This is a genomic window from Emcibacter sp. SYSU 3D8 (genome assembly GCF_039655875.1).
Lineage (GTDB): Bacteria > Pseudomonadota > Alphaproteobacteria > SMXS01 > SMXS01 > RI-34.
Genome location: NZ_JBBYXK010000006.1, coordinates 70,120 through 92,590, shown reverse-complemented (window position 1 = coordinate 92,590; position 22,471 = coordinate 70,120). Strand labels below are relative to the sequence as shown.

At 62.3% G+C, this 22,471-nt stretch carries 18 protein-coding genes and 1 riboswitch; of the genes, 11 read left to right on the top strand and 7 right to left on the bottom strand.

Annotated features, from left to right (window positions below; genetic code table 11):
- From WJU21_RS17805 to WJU21_RS17795, 3 genes are read right to left on the bottom strand one after another with little or no spacing between them, the layout of a single operon-like run.
- The gene (locus WJU21_RS17805; protein ID WP_346324813.1) at positions 1 to 495 is read right to left on the bottom strand and encodes a hypothetical protein; all 495 of its coding nucleotides are present in this window, start codon (positions 493 to 495) and stop codon (positions 1 to 3) included.
- Complete coding sequence (locus WJU21_RS17800; protein ID WP_346324812.1) at positions 492 to 1,553, bottom strand: phosphotransferase family protein; 1,062 nt, start codon at positions 1,551 to 1,553, stop codon at positions 492 to 494. Before WJU21_RS17800 ends, WJU21_RS17805 begins: the two co-directional genes overlap by 4 nt.
- 7 nt (positions 1,554 to 1,560) lie before the next feature.
- Positions 1,561 to 2,688 carry a hypothetical protein gene (locus WJU21_RS17795; RefSeq protein WP_346324811.1) on the bottom strand — a complete coding sequence of 376 codons (1,128 nt, stop codon included), beginning with the start codon at positions 2,686 to 2,688 and terminating at the stop codon, positions 1,561 to 1,563.
- A gap of 602 nt (positions 2,689 to 3,290) precedes the next feature.
- Here WJU21_RS17795 and WJU21_RS17790 point away from each other — a divergent pair.
- From WJU21_RS17790 to WJU21_RS17760, 7 genes are all read left to right on the top strand, one after another.
- Positions 3,291 to 4,613, top strand: coding sequence for a hypothetical protein (locus WJU21_RS17790; RefSeq protein WP_346324810.1), 1,323 nt, complete (start codon positions 3,291 to 3,293; stop codon positions 4,611 to 4,613).
- Between the two features lie 37 nt (positions 4,614 to 4,650).
- On the top strand, positions 4,651 to 6,075 hold the full coding sequence (locus WJU21_RS17785; protein ID WP_346324809.1) for a UbiA family prenyltransferase: 1,425 nt from the start codon (positions 4,651 to 4,653) through the stop codon (positions 6,073 to 6,075).
- Positions 6,076 to 6,674: 599 nt separating this feature from the next.
- Positions 6,675 to 7,118 (top strand): hypothetical protein, encoded by a 444-nt coding sequence (locus WJU21_RS17780; RefSeq protein WP_346324808.1) that lies wholly within the window; start codon positions 6,675 to 6,677, stop codon positions 7,116 to 7,118.
- Positions 7,119 to 7,465: 347 nt separating this feature from the next.
- Complete coding sequence (locus WJU21_RS17775) at positions 7,466 to 8,161, top strand: hypothetical protein (protein WP_346324807.1); 696 nt, start codon at positions 7,466 to 7,468, stop codon at positions 8,159 to 8,161.
- Between the two features lie 3 nt (positions 8,162 to 8,164).
- Positions 8,165 to 9,688: a DNA polymerase Y family protein gene (locus WJU21_RS17770; protein ID WP_346324806.1), complete on the top strand. Its 1,524-nt coding sequence runs from the start codon at positions 8,165 to 8,167 to the stop codon at positions 9,686 to 9,688.
- On the top strand, positions 9,685 to 12,831 hold the full coding sequence (locus tag WJU21_RS17765) for an error-prone DNA polymerase (protein ID WP_346324805.1): 3,147 nt from the start codon (positions 9,685 to 9,687) through the stop codon (positions 12,829 to 12,831). The genes WJU21_RS17770 and WJU21_RS17765 overlap by 4 nt, the downstream gene beginning before the upstream one ends.
- A 58-nt stretch (positions 12,832 to 12,889) precedes the next feature.
- On the top strand, positions 12,890 to 13,477 hold the full coding sequence (locus WJU21_RS17760; protein ID WP_346324804.1) for a glutathione S-transferase N-terminal domain-containing protein: 588 nt from the start codon (positions 12,890 to 12,892) through the stop codon (positions 13,475 to 13,477).
- Positions 13,478 to 13,483: 6 nt separating this feature from the next.
- Here the strand turns inward: WJU21_RS17760 and WJU21_RS17755 are convergent, their stop codons facing one another.
- The gene (locus WJU21_RS17755; RefSeq protein WP_346324803.1) at positions 13,484 to 13,726 is read right to left on the bottom strand and encodes a dodecin; all 243 of its coding nucleotides are present in this window, start codon (positions 13,724 to 13,726) and stop codon (positions 13,484 to 13,486) included.
- 174 nt (positions 13,727 to 13,900) lie between these two features.
- Positions 13,901 to 14,067: riboswitch (yybP-ykoY riboswitch) on the top strand.
- Positions 14,068 to 14,076: 9 nt separating this feature from the next.
- Between WJU21_RS17755 and WJU21_RS17750 the strand changes: the two genes are divergently transcribed.
- A complete protein-coding gene (locus WJU21_RS17750) occupies positions 14,077 to 14,655 on the top strand; it encodes a TMEM165/GDT1 family protein (RefSeq protein WP_346324802.1) in 579 nt (192 codons plus the stop codon).
- Positions 14,656 to 14,716: 61 nt separating this feature from the next.
- Positions 14,717 to 15,880, top strand: coding sequence for an isovaleryl-CoA dehydrogenase (locus WJU21_RS17745; RefSeq protein ID WP_346324801.1), 1,164 nt, complete (start codon positions 14,717 to 14,719; stop codon positions 15,878 to 15,880).
- Between the two features lie 42 nt (positions 15,881 to 15,922).
- Here the strand turns inward: WJU21_RS17745 and WJU21_RS17740 are convergent, their stop codons facing one another.
- The 3 genes from WJU21_RS17740 to WJU21_RS17730 form a co-directional block, all read right to left on the bottom strand.
- A complete protein-coding gene (locus WJU21_RS17740; protein WP_346324800.1) occupies positions 15,923 to 18,151 on the bottom strand; it encodes an ATP-binding protein in 2,229 nt (742 codons plus the stop codon).
- A 91-nt stretch (positions 18,152 to 18,242) separates the two neighbouring features.
- Positions 18,243 to 20,120 (bottom strand): hypothetical protein, encoded by a 1,878-nt coding sequence (locus tag WJU21_RS17735; RefSeq protein WP_346324799.1) that lies wholly within the window; start codon positions 20,118 to 20,120, stop codon positions 18,243 to 18,245.
- A gap of 24 nt (positions 20,121 to 20,144) precedes the next feature.
- Positions 20,145 to 20,543 (bottom strand): MAPEG family protein, encoded by a 399-nt coding sequence (locus tag WJU21_RS17730; protein ID WP_346324798.1) that lies wholly within the window; start codon positions 20,541 to 20,543, stop codon positions 20,145 to 20,147.
- A gap of 201 nt (positions 20,544 to 20,744) precedes the next feature.
- On the opposite strand from WJU21_RS17730, the gene WJU21_RS17725 reads away from it, so the two are divergent.
- Both WJU21_RS17725 and WJU21_RS17720 read left to right on the top strand, forming a co-directional pair.
- Positions 20,745 to 21,557 carry an SDR family NAD(P)-dependent oxidoreductase gene (locus WJU21_RS17725; RefSeq protein ID WP_346324797.1) on the top strand — a complete coding sequence of 271 codons (813 nt, stop codon included), beginning with the start codon at positions 20,745 to 20,747 and terminating at the stop codon, positions 21,555 to 21,557.
- Positions 21,558 to 21,737: 180 nt separating this feature from the next.
- A complete protein-coding gene (locus tag WJU21_RS17720; RefSeq protein WP_346324796.1) occupies positions 21,738 to 22,403 on the top strand; it encodes a TetR/AcrR family transcriptional regulator in 666 nt (221 codons plus the stop codon).
- The last annotated feature ends 68 nt before the right edge of the window (positions 22,404 to 22,471 follow it).

The following is a 22,471-nucleotide window of genomic DNA, read 5'->3' as shown; positions in this document are numbered from 1 at the left end:
TCAGAGCGGCGATCTGGCGCCGGCCCTGGTGAACATGATGCTTTCGCGCTCGGCGGCGGCGGCGAGATAGACCAGGATGCTGCCGTTCAGGCTCTGGAACCGGTCTTCGCCCAGACTGTCGCGGCCGTCATGGAGGGCGGTGATGGTCTGCTCGAGCACGGTCTTGAGCCGCTGGTTGAAGGCGTCCAGGTCCGCGACGCTCGGATATCCGGCAGGCGGTCTGGTGACATCAAGCGCGAGGGATATGGCGACGGCTGCCTCGGGCAGCGGTTCGGACAGATCGGTGCGCAGCCGGCCGAGCAGGGTGCGCATGTCGGCATTGTCCTCGAACAGAATGCGGCCTTCGTGGACGACCCGCTCTTCCAGATGGGCGAGGAGGCTGAGACAACTGCGGATGGAACTGGCGGTCCAGGTGGCGGTGGCCAGATCGGGCAGTACCTCTTCCTCAAGGGTGCGGGCGATGCCGGCGATGAGATCGCGCGAGGACGGGATCATTTCCTGCTCTCCCCGAAGCGGGCGTAGGTGCTGACCTGATCGCCGGCGATCTCGCGCCAGGCATCGACCAGGTCCTTGCCGAGGCAGCCTGCGAGCCGGCGCTCGTAAGCCTTGACGCTGACCAGACCGAAGGCCGGCCGGTTGAGGCGCGGGTTACCGCGGAGCCAGCCGCCGAGCATGTAGACATTGAGGCAACAGAGCGCCTTGAACATGATCCAGAACATGCAGAAAGCGAGGCGGTGGGGCGAAACCTCGTGGCCGACGCATTGTTCGTAATGGGTGATGGCGTCGCCAAAATTGTCGAGCGCCAGCGTGCCCTGTGAGAAGGCAAGATCGAGGGCGCCGTCGCCGAGGGAGGCCAGTTCCCAGTCGCTCATGGCGACGATCTTGCCGCCTCGCCAGATTTCCTCGCCGACACCGTTGTTGCCCTTGACCAGCGAGATCATGGGCGTGTCGGTGGGCAGGTTTTCCTCGAGCCAGTAGAGTACCTCGGTGATCAGCGGGAAGGGTTCGCTGCGACCGGCGACCCAGAGCTTTTTCCAGATATCGAATTCGGTGCGCAGGGACCGGGCCGGGGTTGCGGGCGCGTCGATGAAATCGCCGAAGCCATGGGCCCGCCAATCCATGCGGTGGAGCGCGGCCAGCTTCTCGACATGCTCGAATACCACGGCGCGGCGCAGGCGCTTGCCCTCGTCGGTCTGGTCGGTGAGGCCGGCGATGTGGGTGCTGCCGTCGACGAGGCGGCGCACCATGTGGGGGCGGCCTTCGGCGAAGTCGATGCTGTCGGCATACCAGAGCGGCTCGGCGACCGGAATTTCGGTGTTCCAGAGCCGCTCATAGACCTTCCATTCGTGTTTCATGTCCTGGGGCACACCGGGGCCACCGGGGCAATCGACACGGACGACAAAGCCTTCAGGCCTGCCGGAGACTTCGGCATCGACCAGCCAGGTTTCGCGGGAGGCGCCTGGAAAGGTCTGACGCAGCGTGCGGATGGCGACGGACGCGCCGAGACCCCGGGACAGATAGGCGGCGACGGCGCCGGGCTGGAGTTCGGGCATGGTTTCCTCAGGTGCGGCGGTTGCTGCCGGGCTTGGACAGGCCGTAGCGTTCGACGACGCCCCAGTTGATCACCGGGAAGTGCGCCAGCCCCTTCTCGCCGTTGACGGTGATCGTGGCGGGCTGCTCGCGGTGCGTGGGCTCGATGATGCGGCCGTCGGGCAGAATGACCTTTTCCGGGTGGGAGACGTCGTAGACGTCGTACTGGGCGGTTTCGCCGCGGTGAAAGCCGAGCCCCATCTCGTCGTCATAGCCGCTGTCGTAGCCCGATCCCTTGTAGCACCAGGGGGCCAGCAGGGCCTGTCCCTCGATATCAAGGGTCTCGCCGTTCTCGAGCAGGACCTTGAGCCGGCAGGTGTTGTAGACGCGGGTGCCGGGAACGAACTCGATATCGTGCTGGATGTCGCGGACCCGGATTTCCTGGCCGTCGCGGAGAATGTAGCCATCCTGCATGAGCGGCTTGCCGCGGCTGTCCTCCTGGCGTTGCATCTGGCCGGCCATGGACGGGGTGCGGAAGGCAAGCCAGATGAAGAGCTGGCCCAGGGTGGCCGGTTCGGCGGCGGCGGGGATGAAGGTGGCCGGCTCGTAGCCGCCCACGCCCGGGCGGACGCCCCAGGAATGGTCGCGGGCGCCGTACCAGTCGCTGATCTCGATCCGTTCGCCGGCGATCTTGAGCCAGCCGTCCAGCCGTCCGATCTGGTCGAAACGGCGGTAATCCTGCTGCAGGCGGCCGGTGATGCGGCGCAGGTGATGGGCTTCCTCGTGGGCCGGATAGAGACCGGTAAAGGTGATGTCGGCCTCGACCGGCTGCCCGTCGGGCGCGGCCAGGGTGAGGCGCAGTTTCTTCAGCGGCTCGACGACATCGAGGGCGAGCGGGCCGACGGACAGATCGCCCAGGCGCGGGATGAACGGGCGGGCGAAGCGGGCGTTGTACTGCCGGCCATCCTTTTGCACGCAGATGAAGCCTTCGAAGGCGTTCATGTTCTTGTAGGCGGCCATGCCGCTGATGAACTTGATATTGTCGGCGCAATGGCCGCCCAGCCACATGCGGTCGAAAAATCGATGGTCGCTGGTCAGGGCATGATCGAAGGTGACCGGGCCCTGATGCATCAGGGTTTCGTCGAGCGGACTGAGCATGTGTTCCCCAATGTTCCGGCACGCCCCTACGGGCATGCGATGGTGGAGCGTGCCCCAATTTTGTGCCGGGTAAAACACATTCCGGCGGGACAGGACGGGCCGATGCTGCATCAGGGCGCCGGGTGCGCGCACCTGTGGTTGTTGACAGGGTGGCGGTTGGCACCGGTAATTCCGGCACCGCAACACTGATCCATGTTAGGGCGATCGATCAAATTTACGTCAAAATGATTGCCGGCGGGCGCGACACCGAGCTGGCGCGTTCCAGGAGGGGGCTGAGTGAACTGGGGGTCCGGGTGTTGCGCCCCGGATCCCGCCACTCACGGCGGGGACGGGGCTGAGCGAACGGTTCATTATAACGCGACAGTGCTTATTGCTACGGTCTCCACGCATCAGCGCTATAGGCCGCTTAAAAATAGTCCAGATTTGCACGCATGGGGTTGCAAGTCTGTCGCTGAAAATATGCTAGATGAACGGTCTCTACGAGCAAGGGTAAGCCCTACCCATTGTTAGAGCCATTGGGGTCGAAACCGAACATTTGAGTTGCCGCACCGTCGGTACTATCGTCTGCGCCTAGCGCAGCGCAGGCACGAAGGAACGCGACTTTGTTAGCAAGATTTTCAGCACCGCGCGCGATAAGCGACGCTGTATTGTTTTTTTTTCCCGCGTCTGTCCTAATCATCATCGTCGTCGTAGGTATGACGTTAGGCAAGGTCGATATAATCGACTCTTCTCACTATCTCTTGCACTCGAATGTGGTTTTCGACGGTGTTGTGCCTCCTAACATGCCCTATGACTATGCCGCTTATCGACCGCCATTTTACTCGGCGGTTATCGCCGCAGCGGGCAAAATCTCGGGCACCTATCAAATTCAGATTGCGTTGCTCGGAAATCTCGCTGTCGCCCTACTCGCTCTCTGGATGATATTCAGAAGCCGGTTGATGGCTTTCGGGACGGTCGGCAAGATCGTGCTTGTTGGACTCCTGTTCACCAATGTCTGGTTTTTCCGCGAAATGCTGGCATTACGGGAGACGGCTTGGTACGCACTTTTCTGTGTTCTGTTCGTATGTCTTTGCCAGCGCCTCTATGCCAGCCCCTTGCTTGGACTTGCGCTCGGGTCGGTCACTGGCTTGGCCATGCTACTCCGCCCGTCTGGGGTCGTTTTCGCTATTGCTGCGTTAATCATTGGTGGTGGGTTGTGGATGACGAAAACCATATCCGCCCGACACCTCCTGCTTTTCCTAAGCAGTTTCTTGCTGATATCTCTCCTAATTCTGGCGCCCTGGCAGATGTACCTGCATGCCAAATTCGATCGGTATGAGCCGACCGGCAGTTGCACTGGCGGAATGAACCTATTCAAGGGCAATCATGAGATGATGGGTGACATAGAGTCGGCTGTGGATGTTGACGTCGCCGGCCAGTTCCTAAATGACTACGCGGACCGCCATGTCCGTATGCTGGATGAGCCGGCAAGTGTATGCGCTCGCGATGACTTTCTAAAATCCGAAGTAATGAGAGGCATTAAGAAGAGACCTGTTAGGTTTATCAAATCAGTCGCGGCATCTTTCACCTACTTCCTTGCTCCGTCGCCGATGCCGCTTGGTTCAGGTGACGTTTCTTTTGACAAAAATGCTCAGGAGCTCAAGATAATCAGTTTTCACCCACGGAAAATCACATCTTTCGTTTCCGTATTTTACTATGCAGGGTTGTTTGCGGCGGCAATTGGAGGTTTCCTCCTAACTCGCCGTAGAAAAGACGAAATACTTTGGGCGGCCCCGGTATTATTATTGTTCTTAGGGCATGCTGCGGTACACGCAGTGACATTTCCAGAGTCACGCTTCAGGATGCCGTTGGAAATCCTGCTCTGTGTTCCGGCCGCGCTGGCGATCCAACATCTGCTGGCCAATCGGACTGGTTCGCGGACGTGAACGAATGAGCGAGAGGGACACTAGTCCTGGGAGCGTGATGTCAACGACCGGACAGCCGGTCTTGGTCGTTGATCTGGACGGCACGCTGATTGGCACCGATCTGCTCTGGGAAACATTCTGGGCAGCGCTCTCCGCCAACGTCGCGCGACTTGCTTCAGTGTTCGGCGGCGGTAGGGCGCGCATAAAGGCGCGCTTGGCCAAGTGGGTCGAGTTAGACCCGGCGGCGCTTCCCTACAACCAAGCAGTGCTCCAACTTGTACGAGAATGGCGTGCCGCGGGTGGGCGGACGGCTTTGGTTACTGCGTCGGATGCTAAATATGCTCTTGCGATCTCTGAGCATCTCGGTCTTTTCGACGAAGTCCATGGTTCAGATGGCACCCGGAACCTCAAAGGCGGGGCAAAAGCTACATTCCTGACCCACCGCTTTGGCGTTACTGGCTACGATTATGTTGGCGACTCACGCGCCGATCTGCCGGTGTGGCGTGGCGCGCATCGCGCTATCACCGTAGGTGTGCCTGCTCGATTGCGTCGCGCAGTTGAAGCTGAGTGCGTAAACGTCGAGCATTTGCAAGCGCCAAGTGGTAGCGCACGAGATTACTTTCGGGCACTGAGACCGCATCAATGGTCAAAAAATCTACTCGTGCTGTTGCCTGCGGTCCTCGCACATTCCTATGCAGTGGACATATGGTTATCGGCACTTGTTGGGTTTGTCGCGTTTTGCATGGTCGCATCCAGCGTTTACCTTCTCAACGATCTACTTGATCTTGCAGTAGATCGTGCCCATCCGCGCAAACGTTATCGTCCTCTCGCGTCAGGTGCTATACCGCTTATTCATGGAATGGCGATGGCTCTCTTGTTATTGATTGGAGGTTTACTTTGCGGGTTAGCGGTTGGACGTTCTGAATTTCTGGTTGTGATTGTCGTTTATTATAGCCTGACTATTGCCTATTCTCTGGTGCTGAAACGCCAGCTAATCATCGATATCTTCGTGCTTGCCGGCTTGTACACCATTCGGGTTATCGCGGGCGGCGCAGCTTCGGACGTGCCACTGTCGGTGTGGCTGCTTGCTTTTTCCATGTTTATGTTTCTGTCTCTTGCTGCGGTGAAGCGCCAGACTGAACTGGTGGACAGCGTCGCAGCAGGTAATGCGCACACATTCGGCCGGGCATATCGAGCCGAAGACCTTGCCGTTGTACCGATGATGGCCGTGGCTTCCGGCTACGTTTCTGTATTAGTCATGGTGCTCTATATTGATTCACCTGAAGTAAAACTTCTTTATGAAAATCCTCCCTTGCTGTGGGGGGTTGCTCCAGTTCTTCTATTCTGGATTAGCCGGATGGTTATGATTGCGCACCGGGGGCTAATGCATGATGATCCAATCGTATTTGCATGGAAGGATCGAATTAGCCGCGTTTGTGGCCTAATTATTGTCAGTCTCGTAATCTCAGGAGCCTTCTACTAGGAAACAGCGTATATCAGTAAGAGTTTGTCATTGTGGAACGCACGTTGTGGGGCGGCGACCTATGGGGCTGGAGAAAATTAGGTTCCCCTATCGAATGCGTTGTCCACCATGGATTTTTCTATAACAAATTTCTTGAACAGGTCATGCAAGCAACCTGATGCTTCGTAAATCAGGCTGGAAATCCGGGCATTGAGCGCAAGCCGCCGAATCCAGCCTTCCTCACTAGATATCGAGGCCGATGGCCGTGATCGGCGAGTTCCCAGCAGGGTATTGGCCCCGGGGGATTTGGCCATGAACTCTGGACGGATCAGGAGCTAAATCATGGCGCGGAGTTGGTACCGAAATCAGACGCTGACTCGGCAGACAACCTCCAGCACCAGCTATGGGAATGTGGTCGATCTTACATATGTGTTCGGTGCGGCGTGGGAGGACATCAGCGCCCGGCGGACCGACCGATATGGCGCGGGATATGGAAGTGGATACTGAAGAGTGATTCTCATCTGATTGATTGAAAGTACTTTTCTGTATTCCTTTGATTGATCTGGTTGGCCTTTCCCATCTGGATCCCGGCGTTTCCTCTGAACAATCAGGAGAGGGCCATGTGGCTGACAGTGTTGCGCTGGGCGGGCGCGCACCGGGTGGCGCTTGCCGTCGCGGCGGCCGTGCTGGCGTTGGCAGGGATTGGCTGGGCCGTCTGGTCTGTACGGCAGGCGGGGTATGAGGCCGGCAAGGCCGAGGTGCAGGCCCGCTGGGACGAAGCGGGACGTGCGGCGGACCAACGGGCGAGAGCCGAGGAACGGCTGGTGCAGCAGGCGGTGGATGCCATCGGCGCCCGGCTGAGCGTCGATCTCGCGCGGCTGCGGATCGAGCACAGAACCATCAACAGGAGAATCGTGGATGAGGTTCATAGCGTACCTGTTTACAGCGAGTGCCGCCTTACTGAGCGGGTGTGGCGGGACCTCAATCACTTGCGGGCGACCACTGATCCCGGCGCTTCCGCCGGAAGCGGCGCAGCCGTGCCGGCCGTTGCCGCCGGTCGCTGATCCGTCCATGGGCGCGCTTGCCATTGCCGATGGAGAAGCCGTGACCGCCTATGCGGAGTGTCAGCGCCGTCATGCTGCGGCGGTGGCGGCCTATGAGTCCGCAATGGAAACTTTGAATGGGGAAAAACGGTGAAAGTAAAAGTGCTTAGATGGTGTGACTTCAAGTATGTGGCGAGGTTTGGTGAGTTCTGGATGGCGCTGACGGCGATGGCCGTGGCGGCGTTCGCGATGGGGCTGGGCATGGCATAGAGCCCGGCGATCCTGTTGACTCAAGATATATCGCGGAGTAGAACAAAAAGTGAACAAATATAATGTGACCAACCATGCCAGGGAACATGAACAGCAGCGTGACGGCGATGTTGCGGGACCGCATCCGCCGGATCGAAGGCATCGGCCAGGCGGCTGGTCATCCAGTTCTGCCGCTGGGCATGAAACCTGTGGATGGCGCGCTGCCGGAAGGCGGACTGCCGCTGGCCGGCGTGCACGAGGTGCGCGGCGACGGGGCGGCGACCGGGTTCTGCGCGGCGCTGCTTGCCCGGCTCCATGACACGGACGGACGGCCGGTACTGTGGCTGGAGCGGGGTAACGATCTCTACATGCCCGGACTGGTACGGTTCGGGCTGCAGGCGGGATCGGTGCTGACCGTCTCGGGCATCAGCCGTGACGCGGACATGCTGTGGGCCATCGAGGAGGCGCTGCATTGCGGTGCCCTTTCGGCGGTGGTGGGCGAGATCCGTGCGGCGGACTTCACCGCCAGCCGGCGGTTGCAGCTGGCGGCGGAGACGGGCGGGGTGACCTGCCTGTTGCTGGGCGAGGCCGGGCGCGGCGGCGCGGCGACGGCATTGAGCCGCTGGCAGGTGACGGCCATGCCCAGCCTGCCGGACGGTTCGGGCGTGGGCTGGCCCTGCTGGCGTGTAGAACTGGCCCGCTGCCGCAACGGCCGGCCGGCGACATGGACGGTGGTGTGGAGTCCCAAAGGCTGGACGGCGATCAGTGCGGCAGAAACCGAGGTTCTCCGGGAAAATCTCAAGATTGCCGGGTAAGCCATGAGAAGGAATAACAAAAAAAGAATTTTAACGATCTGGTTTCCGTGGCTGGTGAGCGAGCGGCTGGTACGGCGGGAGCCGGAACTGGCCAAGCAGGTGCTGGCGGCTATCGAGGAACGGCGCGGCCGACTGGTGCTGGCAGCGGTCAATCGCCGGGCATTTCATGGCGGTCTGAAGCCGGGCATGGTGCTGGCGGATGCGCGGGCGGTGCAGCCGACGCTGCAGACCCGCTTCATCAACGCGGCGGCGGATCGCGCGGCTCTGGTACGGCTCGCCAACTGGACGATGCGCTACACGCCCTGGACCGGGCTGGCGGAGGGTGACAGCCTGTTCCTCGACATTTCGGGCTGTGCGCATCTGTTCGGCGGCGAGGCGGCGCTGGCAGCCGACCTGGTGGCCCGGCTGAAGGGCTTTGGCCTGACGCCGCTGACGGCGATCGCCGACACGCCGGGCGCCGCCTGGGCCGCCTGCCGGACACGGCGGGAGGAAATGACCATCCTGGAGCCGTTCGCGGCGCTGACCGACGCCATGACGGCGATGAAGGACTTTCCGCTGACTGCGTTGCGGCTGTCACCGGATACGCTGGACAGCCTGACTTCGTTCGGGCTGCGCACGTTCGGTGCGCTCTATCCGCTGGAGCGGCGGGCGTTGACCGAGCGGTTTGCGGCCGAACCGGTACAAAGGCTGGACCAGGCGCTGGGCGTGGTGGACGAACCGATTTCACCGATCGTACCGGTACCGGTTCACGAGGCGCGGGTGGCGTGCCTGGAGCCGCTGGTGACACGCGATGGTATCGAAACCGGGCTGAGAAGGCTGCTGGAAGAACTTTGCCGCAACCTCACCCGGTCGGGCGAGGGCGCGCGGCAGCTGACCCTGGCCTGCTATCGGGTGGATGGCACGGCAGCCCGAATCCGCGTGGGGACCAGCCGGCCATCGCGCTGGAGTGAGCCCTTGTTCCGGCTGTTTTATGAGAAACTGGATGAGGTGGATCCGGGCTTCGGCGTAGAGGTCATGACGGTGTCGGCCACGCGCGTGGAAACGCTGAAGCCGGCCCAGGAGAACTGGCAGGTGAAGGGGGACGGGGCGGCTGGCCTGACCGAGCTGGTCGACCGGCTGGGCAACCGCTTCGGCTTTGGGCGGATCGCCCGTCCGGCGCCGCGCCAGAGCTGGCTGCCGGAACGGGCGGTGGAGGATGCCGCGCCGTTTACGGCAACGGAGACACCCGGGTGGCCGACCGGCCGTGAGCGGCCGCTGCGGCTGCTGAAGGTGCCCGAGCCCGTGGAGGCGACCGCGCTGGTACCCGACGATCCGCCGATGATGTTCCGGCGGGGAGGCAAGGCATATCGGGTGCGCGCCGCCGATGGACCGGAGCGGCTGGAAGGCGAATGGTGGCTGAAGGACGAGCCGCCGCGGGACTATTACCAGGTGGAGGACGAGGACGGGCGGCGCTACTGGCTGTTCCGGCAGGGCCTGTATGACGGAAGCACCGCGCCGCGCTGGTTCCTGCACGGGGTGTTCGCGTGACGGCTTATGCGGAACTTCAGATCACCAGTAATTTCAGTTTCTTGCGGGGTGGCTCTCATCCAGAGGAGTTGGTCGGGCAGGCGGCGGCACTGGGCATGGAAGGTGTATCGATCGCCGACCGCAACACGCTGGCCGGGGTGGTGCGGGCGCATCGGGCCGCCAAGGAAATCCATAAGGAGACCGGCACCAGGATCAGGCTTGCGGTGGGTGCGCGGCTCGATCTGACCGATGCGCCCAGCGTGCTGTGCTATCCGCGCAACCGGTCGGGCTATGCGCGGCTGGCGCGGCTGATTACCAGGGGGCGGCGGGCCGCGCCCAAGGGAGATTGCTGGCTGTCCCGAGCGGACGTGCTCGAGGCGGCCGAGGACAATCTGTTCATTGCCGTGCCGCCGGTGGTGCTGGATGAGGGGTATGGGGCCGAGCTGGGAGCCTGGCGGGACGGTTTGAAGGCGCCGCTCTATCTGGCCGCGACCCATTATTACCGGGGCGACGACGCCAAGCGGCTGGAGCGGCTTGAGACGCTGGCGGCGCGGTTTGGAGCGCCGCTGGTGGCGACGGGGGACATCCACTATCACGATCCGGCACGGCGGCGGTTGCAGGATGTGCTGACCTGTATCCGGGAACATTGCACCATTGCCACGGCCGGCTGGCGGCTGGCCGCCAACGCCGAGCGGCACCTGAAGCCGCCCGAGGAAATGGGCCGGCTGTTCCGCCAGCATCCGGAGGCGGTCCGGCGGACCATGGAGGTACTGGAGCAGTGTTGTTTCTCGCTTGACGAGCTGCGGTACGAATACCCCGACGAGATTACAGAGAACGGCCGCAACCCACAGGAAGAATTGGAGAATCTTGCGTGGAAAGGCGCTGCGTGGCGTTATCCGGGCGGCATTCCCGACACGGTGAAGAAGAGCATCAACGATGAATTGAAGCTCATCGCCTACAAGGACTACGCGCCGTACTTTCTGACTGTGAACGATGTGGTCCGGTTCGCCCGCGGCAAGGGCATCCTGTGCCAGGGGCGCGGATCGGCGGCGAATTCCGTCGTCTGTTACTGCCTGGGCATCACATCGGTCGACCCGACCATCGTCGATCTGCTGTTCGAACGTTTCGTGTCGGCGGACCGCAACGAACCGCCCGATATCGACGTGGACTTCGAGCACGAGCGGCGCGAAGAGGTGATGCAGTACATCTACGAGAAATATGGTCGCGAGCGCGCGGGCATTGTGGCCACCGTGATCTGCTATCGAAGCAAGGGCGCGATCCGCGACGTGGCCAAGGCCATGGGACTGAGCACGGACCTGATCGACAAGCTGTCGCAGACCATCACCTGGTGGTCGGGTCCGCTGGATGGTGACCGGGCGCGAGAAGAAGGACTGGATCCGGCGGACCGGACCCTGATGCTGGCGCTGACGCTGGCCGCGGAACTGCGTGGATTCCCACGGCATCTGTCGCAGCATACGGGTGGCTTTGTGATATCGCGCGGGCCGCTGTGCGAGGTGGTGCCGATCGAGAACGCGGCCATGGAAGGCCGCACGGTCATCGAGTGGAACAAGGACGATCTGGAAGAACTGGGACTGATCAAGGTCGACGTGCTGGCTCTGGGCATGTTGACGGCAATCCGGAAGACATTCGAGTTTATTCGCAGGTATCACGGCCAAGTATTTGATCTGGCAACAATTCCACAAGAAGACCAGGACGTCTATGGGATGATCCAGAAGGCTGACACGGTCGGCGTGTTCCAGATCGAGAGCCGGGCGCAAATGGCCATGTTGCCGCGCCTGAAGCCAGCGACGTATTACGACCTGGTGATCGAGGTGGCGATCGTGCGGCCCGGGCCGATCCAGGGCGACATGGTGCACCCCTATCTGCGGCGGCGGAAGGGATTGGAGCCGGTGGCGTTTCCCAAGCCGGAACTGGAGGAGGTGCTGAGGCGCACCCTGGGTGTGCCGCTGTTCCAGGAACAGGCGATGAAGATCGCCATCGTTGCCGCCGGTTTCAGCCCGTCGCGGGCCGACAAGCTGCGCCGCGCCATGGCGACGTTCCGGCATCTTGGCACCATCGACCAGTTCCGCGACGAGTTCATCGAGGGCATGGTCGCGAGAGATTATGAACGGGAGTTCGCGGAGCGTTGCTTCAGCCAGATCGAGGGCTTTGGCGATTACGGCTTTCCCGAAAGCCATGCGGCCAGCTTCGCACTGCTGGCCTATGTATCGTCCTGGCTGAAATATCATTACCCGGAGGCGTTCACCGCAGGACTGCTGAACTCCTATCCGATGGGGTTTTATGCGCCCGCGCAACTGGTGAGGGACCTGCGCGACCATAATGGCGCGGTGCGGCCCGCCGATGTGAACCTGTCGGATTGGGACTGCACGCTGGAGCCAGTGGATGGACAGCGCCCCGCCCTGCGGCTCGGGCTGCGGCAGATCAAGGGTCTGGCCGCGCGCGAAGCCGAGAAGCTGATGGCGTATCGCGGGAGTGGCTACCGGTCGCCGCTGGATTTGTGGCAGAAGGCCGGCTTGACGCCGAGGGCGCTGGAGCGGCTTGCCGAAGCGGATGCGTTCCAGTCATTGGGGCTGGACCGGCGCCAGGCGGCGTGGGCGGTCAAGCGGTTGTCGGAAGCCAAGCCACTGCCATTGTTCGAGGCGCTGGATCACGGCGGCGTGGTGGAGCAGGAATCCCATCTGCCGGGCATGGGACTGGGCGAGCACGTCGTCGCCGATTACCAGACCACGCAGCTTTCCCTGAAGCAGCATCCGGTGGCGCTGTTGCGGGAGCGGCTGTCGGCAGCAGGCGCGCGGCCGACACGGGCTCTGGCGACCGCACGCAACGGCAGCCGGATCATCGTGGCGGGCGTGGTGCTGGCGCGGCAGCGGCCGGGTACGGCCAAGGACGTGATGTTCATTACCCTGGAGGACGAGACCGGTGTCGCCAACCTGGTGGTGTTTCCGGGCGTATATGAGAAATACCGGCGTGAAACGCTGACCTCGCGGCTGATGGCCTGTGAAGGAAAGGTGGAGAGCGCCGATAACGTCATTCACCTGATCGTCGAGAAGGTTCACGAGATCAACGGCTGGTTGACCCTGTTGACCGACAGACCCGAGGACGCGCCGGAAGCATTCCTGGACAAGGGGCGGTTCTTCCACTGACGCTTGTCACGAGCGGCCGCAGCGGCCAATCTGCGCTCCGACGAAACAGGAGTTGCCCATGAAAATCCACGCCTCGCCCGCGTCGCCCTATGTACGCAAGGTTCGCGCGCTTGCCGTTGAACTGGGTGTGCCGCTCGAGATTGTCATGGCCGACGCCGGCGCGGCGAACTCGACCTATGGGCAGATCAATCCGATACACCGGGTGCCGACGCTGGAACTGGACAATGGTGACATGTTGTTCGACAGCCCGGTGATCTGCGAATATTTGGACGCGGCCCACGGCGGCGGCTTCTTTCCGCCGGCAGGCGCGGAACGTTGGCGGGTGCTGAAGCTGCAGGCCCTGGGCGACGGGATCATGGACGCGGCGGTTCCGCGGCGCGGCGAGGTGCTGCGTCCCGAGCAGCAGCAGTCGCCTGCGAGGATCGCCGCCTATGAGCGCTCGATCCGGCAGGTGCTGGATGCGCTGGAAAATGATGTGGCGGGGCTGGATGGCGTCAATATCGGCACGATCGCCGTGGCCTGCGCGCTGGGTTATCTGGATTTCCGGTTCCCGGACGATGCCTGGCACACGACGCGGCCCGCGCTGAAGGCATGGTACGACGCCTTTGCCCAGCGGCTGTCGATGGTCCAGACCGAACCCTACTGACGGCGGCTAAAGCGCCGTCATGATATGCACGTCGTCTTCCTGCCCCTCGAGGCTGAAGCCGATCGCGACCTCGACCTGATAGCTGTCAATCTTGCCGCCGGCGATATGGCCGCGGACCTGCTTGATTTCAAACCAGGACAGGTGCCGCAGGGATTTCGATGCCGTGGCGACAGCGTTCTGGACGGCGCCCTCGATGCTCTGGCGCGAGGTGCCGATGAGCGTGACCTTCTTGTAGACCGGCGATGACATGACTTTCCCCCGATTGCAGGATAACAGTTCTGACATGGTCCGAACGGGGGGTGAGGCGAGCAATTTGAGGGATCAACGCCCATCCTTCGGCGTCCGGGAGCACAGACGTCGATCAGTTGTCTCGCGGCGCCGGCGTCGGCATGGTTGCCGGGGAGACGGCGCCGCGTTAGTGTGCCGCGCATCCACTGGGGAGTAGCCGCCTCCGATGCAGGAGGGGATACGTCAACACACTTGGCTCTGGCCATGGCGTATCCGGCCCGCGGGCATGGCGAGACCATTGGTTCGGCACCCCGATCATGGGTCGGGCGGCGCGCCGGATCATTGTTCGCACCCCGGCCCAGGGTAAGTCCATGAACTCGTTCCTCGTCTCCACCGGTGTCGTCGCCATCGCCGAAATCGGCGACAAGACCCAGCTACTCGCCTTGCTGCTTGCCGCGCGCTTCCGGAAGCCGGGTCCGATTATCCTGGCGATCCTCGTCGCGACGCTGGCCAATCATGCGCTGGCCGCGCTGGCGGGGCTGATGCTGGCCGGATGGCTCAAGGGCGACCTGTTCCAATGGGTGCTCGGCGTCTCGTTCGTCCTCATGGGTTTGTGGACGCTCAAGCCGGACACGCTGGCGGAAGCAGAGCGGCAAAGGGCAACCGGCGCCAGCGCATTTCTGGTGACGCTGGTGGCGTTCTTCCTGGTTGAAATCGGCGACAAGACACAGGTCGCGACCATGGCGCTGGCCGCAAAATACCAGAGCGTCTTGTGGGTGACCGCCGGTACGACGCTGGGCATGATGCTGGCCAATGTGCCTGTCGTCCTGATGGGCGACCGGGCGGCAAACAGGCTGCCGCTGACGGCGATCCGGATGGCGGCCGCGGGGGTCTTCATCCTGCTGGGTGGCATGATCATGTTGAAAGCGGCGGGAATCGCCGGCGGCTGACGGCTGTTGGTACGGCTGGTTTCGCGCTAGCCTGTCGTCGAAGACAAACGGGAGCTGCCGCATGGACCTACCGGCGTTGAATTTTGGCCATGGTGACGAGATCGGCATGCTGCGCGACAGCGTCAGCCGCTTCGCCGCGCAGGAGCTTGCGCCGCGTGCGGCGGCTATCGACGCACACAATGATTTTCCGGCCGACCTCTGGTCCAAACTGGGAATGCTGGGAGTCCTTGGGATCACCGTGCCGGAGGAGGACGGCGGTGCCGGGCTCGGCTACCTGGCGCATGTCATTGCCATGGAGGAGATTTCCCGCGCCTCGGCCAGTGTCGGACTCTCCTACGGCGCCCATTCCAACCTCTGCGTCAATCAGATCGTGCGCAACGGCACGCCCGAGCAGAAGCGCCGGTTTCTGCCGGGGCTGATTGATGGCAGCGTGGTCGGCGCGTTGGCAATGAGCGAGCCGGGGTCGGGATCGGACGTGGTGTCCATGCGGCTGCGTGCCGAGAAGCGAAACGACCGGTTCGTGCTCAATGGGGCCAAGATGTGGATCACCAACGGGCCCGATGCAGGGGTGCTGGTGGTGTATGCCAAGACCGATCCTGCGGCGGGTCCGAAAGGCATAACGGCGTTTCTGATCGAACGGGGCATGAAAGGGTTCTCCAGCGGCGCCAAGCTCGACAAGCTGGGCATGAGGGGATCGAACACCAGCGAACTGATCTTCGAAGATTGCGAAGTCCCTCTCGTGAACGTGCTGGGCGCGGAAGGTCGAGGTGTCCAGGTGCTGATGTCCGGTCTGGACTACGAGCGAGTGGTGCTGGCCGGCGGGCCGCTGGGCATCATGGGCGCCTGCATGGACGCGGTGCTGCCCTATGTGCACCAGCGTGAACAGTTCGGGCAGCCGATCGGCACGTTTCAGCTGATGCAGGGCAAGCTCGCGGACATGTACAGCACCTGGAGCGCGTGCCGGGCCTATGTCTATGCCGTCGCGCAGGCCTGCGACCGGGGCGAGGCGAGCCGCAAGGACGCGGCCGGGTGCATCCTGTATTCTGCGGAGAAGGCGACCTGGATGGCGCTCGAGGCGATCCAGGCGCTGGGCGGCAACGGCTACGTCAACGACTTTCCGACAGGCAGGCTGCTGCGCGACGCCAAGCTCTACGAGATCGGTGCCGGCACCAGCGAGATTCGCCGGATGCTGATCGGGCGTGAACTGTTCGAGGCGACGGCCTGAGAGGCCGCAATTCCCGCGGACCGATCCCTGTCGAGCGGATGATCAGTGAAGCATCGGATCGAGGACGGTTCGCACCTTGGTGGCGAGTGTCTGGAGCGTATAGGGCTTCGGCAGCAGCTCGACATCGTTTTCGAGGCGCGAGCGCATTACCAGGTCGTCGCCGATATAACCTGACGTGAAGAGCACCTTGCCGTTGGGAAAGATCTCCAGGAAACGGTCGGCGACATCGGGGCCGGTCATGCCGCCCGGCAGCACCACGTCGGAAATGAGCAGGTCGATCCCGCCGGATTGATGGGCAACCTCCATGGCCTCGGGACCGTTCTCGGCGGACACGACCGAATAGCCGAGCCGCTTGAGGGCATTGACGACGAACTGGCGCACATCGGGATCGTCCTCGACCACCATGATCCGGTCGCTGCCCTTCTGAATCTCGCGCAAATCAGCCTTTTTGGCCTCTACTTGACCGTCTGCCGCCGCACCATAGGGCAGATACAGCGTGACGACGGTACCCTTGCCTGGCGTGCTGTCGATATCGACGTATCCGTCAGACTGGGCCGCGAAACCGTAGACCATACTGAGCCCGAGCCCGGATCCGACCGCTTCGGATGGTTTCCCCATCTTGGTGGTGAAAAACGGCTCGAAAGCCCTGTCGAGCACTTGCGGGCTCATGCCGGTGCCGGTGTCGCTCACCACGATGGCGACCAGGCGCTCGGCGCTGCCGGTGTAGCCTGCCGCGTGGCGTGGGCGTGCCTGTGTCGAGATGGTCAAGGTGCCGCCATTGGGCATGGCGTCGCGGGCGTTGAGCGCGAGATTGAGGATCGCGTTCTCGAGTTGTCCCGGATCGATCGCCGCGAGCACGGTCTCCCTGTCGAAATTCCGCACAATGGTGACCGTCTCCGGCAATGTACGGCCAAGCATGACGGTAAGGTCATCAAGCAGCTTGTGGACGTCGGTCGCTTGAGGGTGCAACGCCTGCTGGCGCGAGAACGCGAGCAGGCGGTGAGTCAGTTCCGATCCCCGGTTGGCCGCGCGCGAGGCCGAGTCCGCATAGCGTTTAATCTCGGAGTCCGCGCCGGCCAGGTCCAGGACCAGATCAATGTTCCCCAGGATGGTTGTCAGCAGATTGTTGAAATCGTGGGCGACGCCGCCGGTGAGGCGGCCAACCGCCTCGAGCCTTTGCGCCCGGTCAAGCCGTTGTTCGATCTCGACCTGCCGCTTGAGGTTACGCTCGAGCGCGTGCTCGGCGGCGACACGCGTAGACACATCGAGCGCGACGCCGACAATTCCTGTGACCTTGCCGCCGGGTGCGTGCCGCGGACTGATCTGGGCCTCGAACACGACTGAAGGACCGCATTGCCATTCGAATCGCGATGGTCTGCCGAGCAGGGCCCGGCTCACATGCTGCTCGATGTCGGGTACGTTTTGAAACAGATCGTACATCGATGTGCCCGGCGCCGGACGCGCGACGCCGACACCTTCATCGGCCAGCTGCTTGATGCGGTCGAAGCCGCGGCCGCACACCAGGCCAATCTGGCCATCGGAATCGGCGGTCCACAGCAGGATCGGCGCGGTCTCGACCAGATTGGTCAGGAGCGAATTGCTGAATCTCAGCTGACGCTCCTTCTCGCGGCTATGGCTCATATCGGCGAATGAGCCGATGATGGCCGTTGGCGTGCCTTCGGAATCGCGAGTCAGCGAGGCGTGAAGATCCACTTCCTTGCTGCTCCCGTCGGTGCGCCGGACGATTATCTCGCCGCGCCAGCTGCCCTTTTCCCGAATGATATCGAGAACGTCCCTGGCACGCTCAGGGTCCATGAAGAACTCGTGGGTGCGATGTCCTTGCACATCCTTGCTCTCGTCGGCCCCGACGAGTGTCAGGAACGAGTCGTTGGCGTACTGGATTTTGCCGTCGAGCGTGGCAATGGCGACACCGCTGATTGAATTGCCCAGCGCCGTCTCCTGAATGCTGCGCTGGTGCCGGTACTGCGCAGCCAGCAAGACCGACAGAAGCATTGGAATGCTGCTGAGGGTCAGCAACATCTGGCTGCCGCCCATGGACGTGATGTCGAAGCCGCTGAGGTCGATGCCGGTAACGTCAAGGATACCGGCCTGCAGGCTGGCGCCCAGCGCGATCAGGATCAGCGACGCTGCTCCCAGCAGAATCCGCATGCTGCGAATCCTGACCAGCATGAACAGGGATACGCAGGCGGCGGCGCCCCATATGACCGCGCCAACGGCGTTGATGCCGCCTAGATCAGCGCCCTCCAGCATATGCCCAAGCCTTTTCGTCGAACCTCGTCAGCAATAGCCGTACGCCGAGCGCAAAATTATGACAAATATATAGTTTTGGCTAAAACTTGCGCTAAATCCGCTGCGGTTCAACTTGGAGTTTGGTGGGGACACTGTGGTTCGCCGCCTCGATGGGGGCTTGCAGGACCGACCGCAGCGCGGCAATTACCTCGTTCCCCGGCCATATAGTCACATCTTCAGTCTCGAGAACATGCTCGGAGCAGCGCGCGGCGAGCGCGTGCAGGAAACGTGATTGCGGCAGGCCGGCGCCGAGCACGGTCAACTGGCACCGGTCTACGGGAAAGCCGGCCGCCGCGACGGTCTCGGGCGTTACGCACAGCAAGGCGGCGGCGCATTGCCGGTTCTGCAACAATTGCTGAACCTGGTTCTGGGGCCGGTCGCTGAGACAGGTTAGTTCGGTATCACCGACCGTCAGTTTACCGCCGCCCAGAACGCCGAACTGCCATGCATGGCTCTGTCCGATCGTGGCGCGTAACAGCCGGATCAGGACGTTCTGATCCGGTAGCGGGGCAATAATCACGGCGACGGGTATGCGGCCGACCTTGGGACCAAGGATTGCCGCCCCGATTTCTGCTTCGCTGACGCCGCTCGCGATGTGAAGGTCGAGCCCCGGAACTTCGTTGATTTCAATGACGCTGCCGGCAGTGTCCCGCCAGGACCTGGAAATGTCAGGGGTGATATAGTCAATGCCGGCCGCATGGAGCCCCACATTACGGGCAATGGCTTCGGCCATGTCCCGGACATGAGGGTGAACAATGTCCATGACATCCGTGGGTATGCCGCCGGTGCTGACATTGGCATTGCCGCGCAGCTTCAAGGCTACGCCTGCATCTGGAACCGTATCCATGTCGGCGCCCTGCCGGCGCAACTCGCCGAGGAGCGCCTCGTCGACAACGACCTTGAACAGGTATTTCGCCGTGATCGGGTTCGCGGTGCGCGTCCATTCGAGGTCGCGGATCAACCGCCTGACATTGCGCTTTCCGTCTCCGATGACCGTTGGTGTCTTGCGCAAGGCCGCCGCAACGAGCACGCCGTTGATGACCAGAAGGCGGTAATCTTCGCCTGGCACGAAGCGCTCCACGAGAACAGGTTCCGTGGTCCATTCTCGCGCTCCGGCGAATGCCCACCTGATGGCCTGCTCGCTTTCGACATTCACGAAGACGCCATGACCCTTGCCACCATCGGCCGGTTTGATGACGACAGGCCCGCCCATGCGGGCAGCGAGTGCGACCGCTTCGTCCGCGCTGGCTACACTCGCGTGATCGGGGGCCGGATAGCCGAGCGTGCGCACGAACTGGCACGCAACCCTCTTGTCCCTGGCAATCCGCATGCCGATCAAGCCATCGCCGTTGCTGGCGGTTTCCTGGATGTGTCGACCGGCGCGTCCCCAGCCATAATGCCAAAGCCCCGGGTGAAACAGCGAGCGCGCATAGGGAATGTCCCGTGAACGTGCACCCATGCTAACCACACGCCTAGAACGGCTGAGATACGCCGATGCCGCACCGGCCTTGAAATGCAACATCTCGCGCGCCATTGTCTCGGGGGCAACCGGCGTGCCGGCATTCGCTGCGATCGATGAGACGGCGATGACGAGAGCCTGGCGGGCTACCCTTTCATTCTCAAAGCCACACCAGCCGACGACCTGGCCGGACGCGCGATCGGTCGCGCCGGCGTCCTCGACCAGTCCGTTGGTGCTGTTCAGCAGCTCCTTGGTCCATGCAGCGATCAGGAGAGCGACGCGCAGTGTCGGAGAGGCGTTCGCCGCCGGCCTGAGCGGCGTTGCATGAGGAAATTCGGCGTCGAAGGCCGGCCAGCCGGCATTTGCGGCAGCACTGACCTCGTCAGCGTCGCCGTCCAGGGCCCAAAGGATCGCCGACTGCAGCGAGTACCAGCTGGGCCCATGATATATCCTGAGAATCCTGACTTTCACGGGGCGGTCCGGATTCGCGTAACCTCAGGCCCGGAATAATTCGGCTACGAAGCCGATGAGCGATCCGAGCACGAGGATGTAGACCGCTGGCATGCTGGCCAGCAATCCTGGCCTGCGAGCGGGCGCGGATCTGTAGTAGCCATGAGCATAGAACAGGCGGCCGGGTAGCCAGGTGGCGCCAATGACCGCCGCCACGACAGGATTCCAGGCCAGCGAAAAGAGCCACAGGCCAGGCAGGAACAGGACGAGGTGTTCAATGGTGTTCTGATGTGCCCGCACATAGCGTTCGTATTCTTCCGGTCCGGTGTGTGCCGGCGGCTCGATCTTGAATTTGCGCCGCGCAATTCCCGAGCGCAGCAGCGTGTAATAGCAGACCAGCAGCGCCAGGCTGCTGACGATGCCGGGATATACGTAATCACCCATGAATGCCCCTCCCAGATGGTCCCCTGCGCTTCTCTATAAAGCTCGTTGAGCGCCTTGGCCACGCCGGCCTCGCTGCCGTGCAGGATGACGTGTGGCAGCTGCGGGCCGTGAATCCTGATTTCGTGAGAATGATGCAGTTCGAACCATTGGCATTGGCCGCGCGCGTGGCATGATGTGCACCGAACGGAACGGGAGCAAATCATGGAACAGTTGAACGGCCGCGTGGCGGTCATAACCGGCGGCGCGAGCGGCATCGGTCTTGCAACTGCACGGCGCCTTGCAGCGGAAGGCATGAAGCTGGTGCTTGCGGACATCGAGCAGAACTCGCTGGACAAGGCAGTGGCAGAGTTCAAGGGGCAGGGGACGCCGGTTATCGGCGTCAAGACCGATGTCAGCAAGCGCGACCAGGTCAAGGCGCTGGCCGACGCGGCATGGGATGCGTTTGGCGGTGTCAACGTGCTGTTCAACAATGCAGGTGTCGCGGTCTATGGCCCGCTGCAGGAAATGAAGCACGAGGACTGGGAGTGGTCCATCAACGTCAATCTGTGGGGCGTGATCCACGGCATCGAAGCCTTCGTGCCGCGCATGCTGGAACAGGGCGAGGAAGGCCATATCATCAGCACTGCCTCGTTCGCCGGGCTGGTCCCCAATAGCGGCTTGGGGGTCTATTGCGTGACAAAATATGGCGTGGTCGCCCTGGCCGAGTGCCTGTACAGGGACCTGCGAGGCACCAAGCTCAGCGCGTCGGTGCTCTGTCCCATGCTGGTCAAGACGAATATCGGCGACAGTGCACGCAACCGGCCGTCGGAGCTGGGCGGCACGAGCATGGTGAGGCGGCGTAACCAGGAGGAGCAGAATTCCCTCCAGGGCCGCACGCTTGAGACGCCGGAAGTCGCCGAGCGCGTATTGCGTGCCATTCGCCGGCAGGAACTCTACATCATCACGCACGAAGAGAGCCGCGAGTTCGTTCGCCGGCGGTTCGAACGCATCGACCGATCCTTCGACCTCGACTGAGCCTGACAGGTAGCCCCGCTGCTCCAACGCTGCTAGTTCTTGCAGAATGGAGAAACGCGTGTCTAAGTTATCGTCAAAAGTCACCTCCGCTGAATTTTACGGAATTCGAGCGGTGTATGGTGTATTTGTGATGGCCGACAGTTCGTGCAACGGACGACACGCAGCAATGACGGAGGCAACGTGCAAACCCTGCTGACCACCGGCCGCGCCCGGTCCCGCGAAGGAACCCGGCAAGCGGAAAAGAGCGATCAGACCCGGCGGCTGATTCTGGATGCGGCGATCATCTGTCTGGGCGAAATCGGTTACACCAAGACAACCATGACCGTTATCGCCAAGACGGCCGGCTTGTCGCGCGGCGCCATGCAATATCACTTCGAGACCATGACCGATGTGTTGCGGGCGACGCTCGCGCATATCCAGGAGTTGCGCCTCGAGAGGTTGCGGCAAACCGCCCGGGAAACCATGCGCGGTGCGAACGGCGATGGCTTTGCCGCCCGAGTAGAGGGGTTGTGGAATTTCATGTTCGAGCCTCTGAGCGTCGCCTATCTCGAGATTTCGGTGGCGTCGCGGACCGATAACGACCTGGCGTCGCTGATGCAGCAAGCACATGAGTCCTTCTGGAACGAATGGGTTGCTACTGCGCTCGAGGCGTTTCCGGAATGGGAAGGGCGCCAGAGCGATCTGGAACTGGCATGTGGTCTCGCCCATGCGGTTCTCGAGGGACTGGCGTTGCAGCGGCTGACCCATCAGGGCAGTCTGGTGCGGTCTGAGAGTGTACGCACCTACCTGGTCGACAGGGTTCGTGAAATCTTCGAACACGGCACCCCGGGCGCTTCCCGCAACTGAGTTTCCTCAACGTCCGGCTGGGACCGGTCTTGGCGACGCAGAAAAGCATCGGCGATGAATTTATGTGT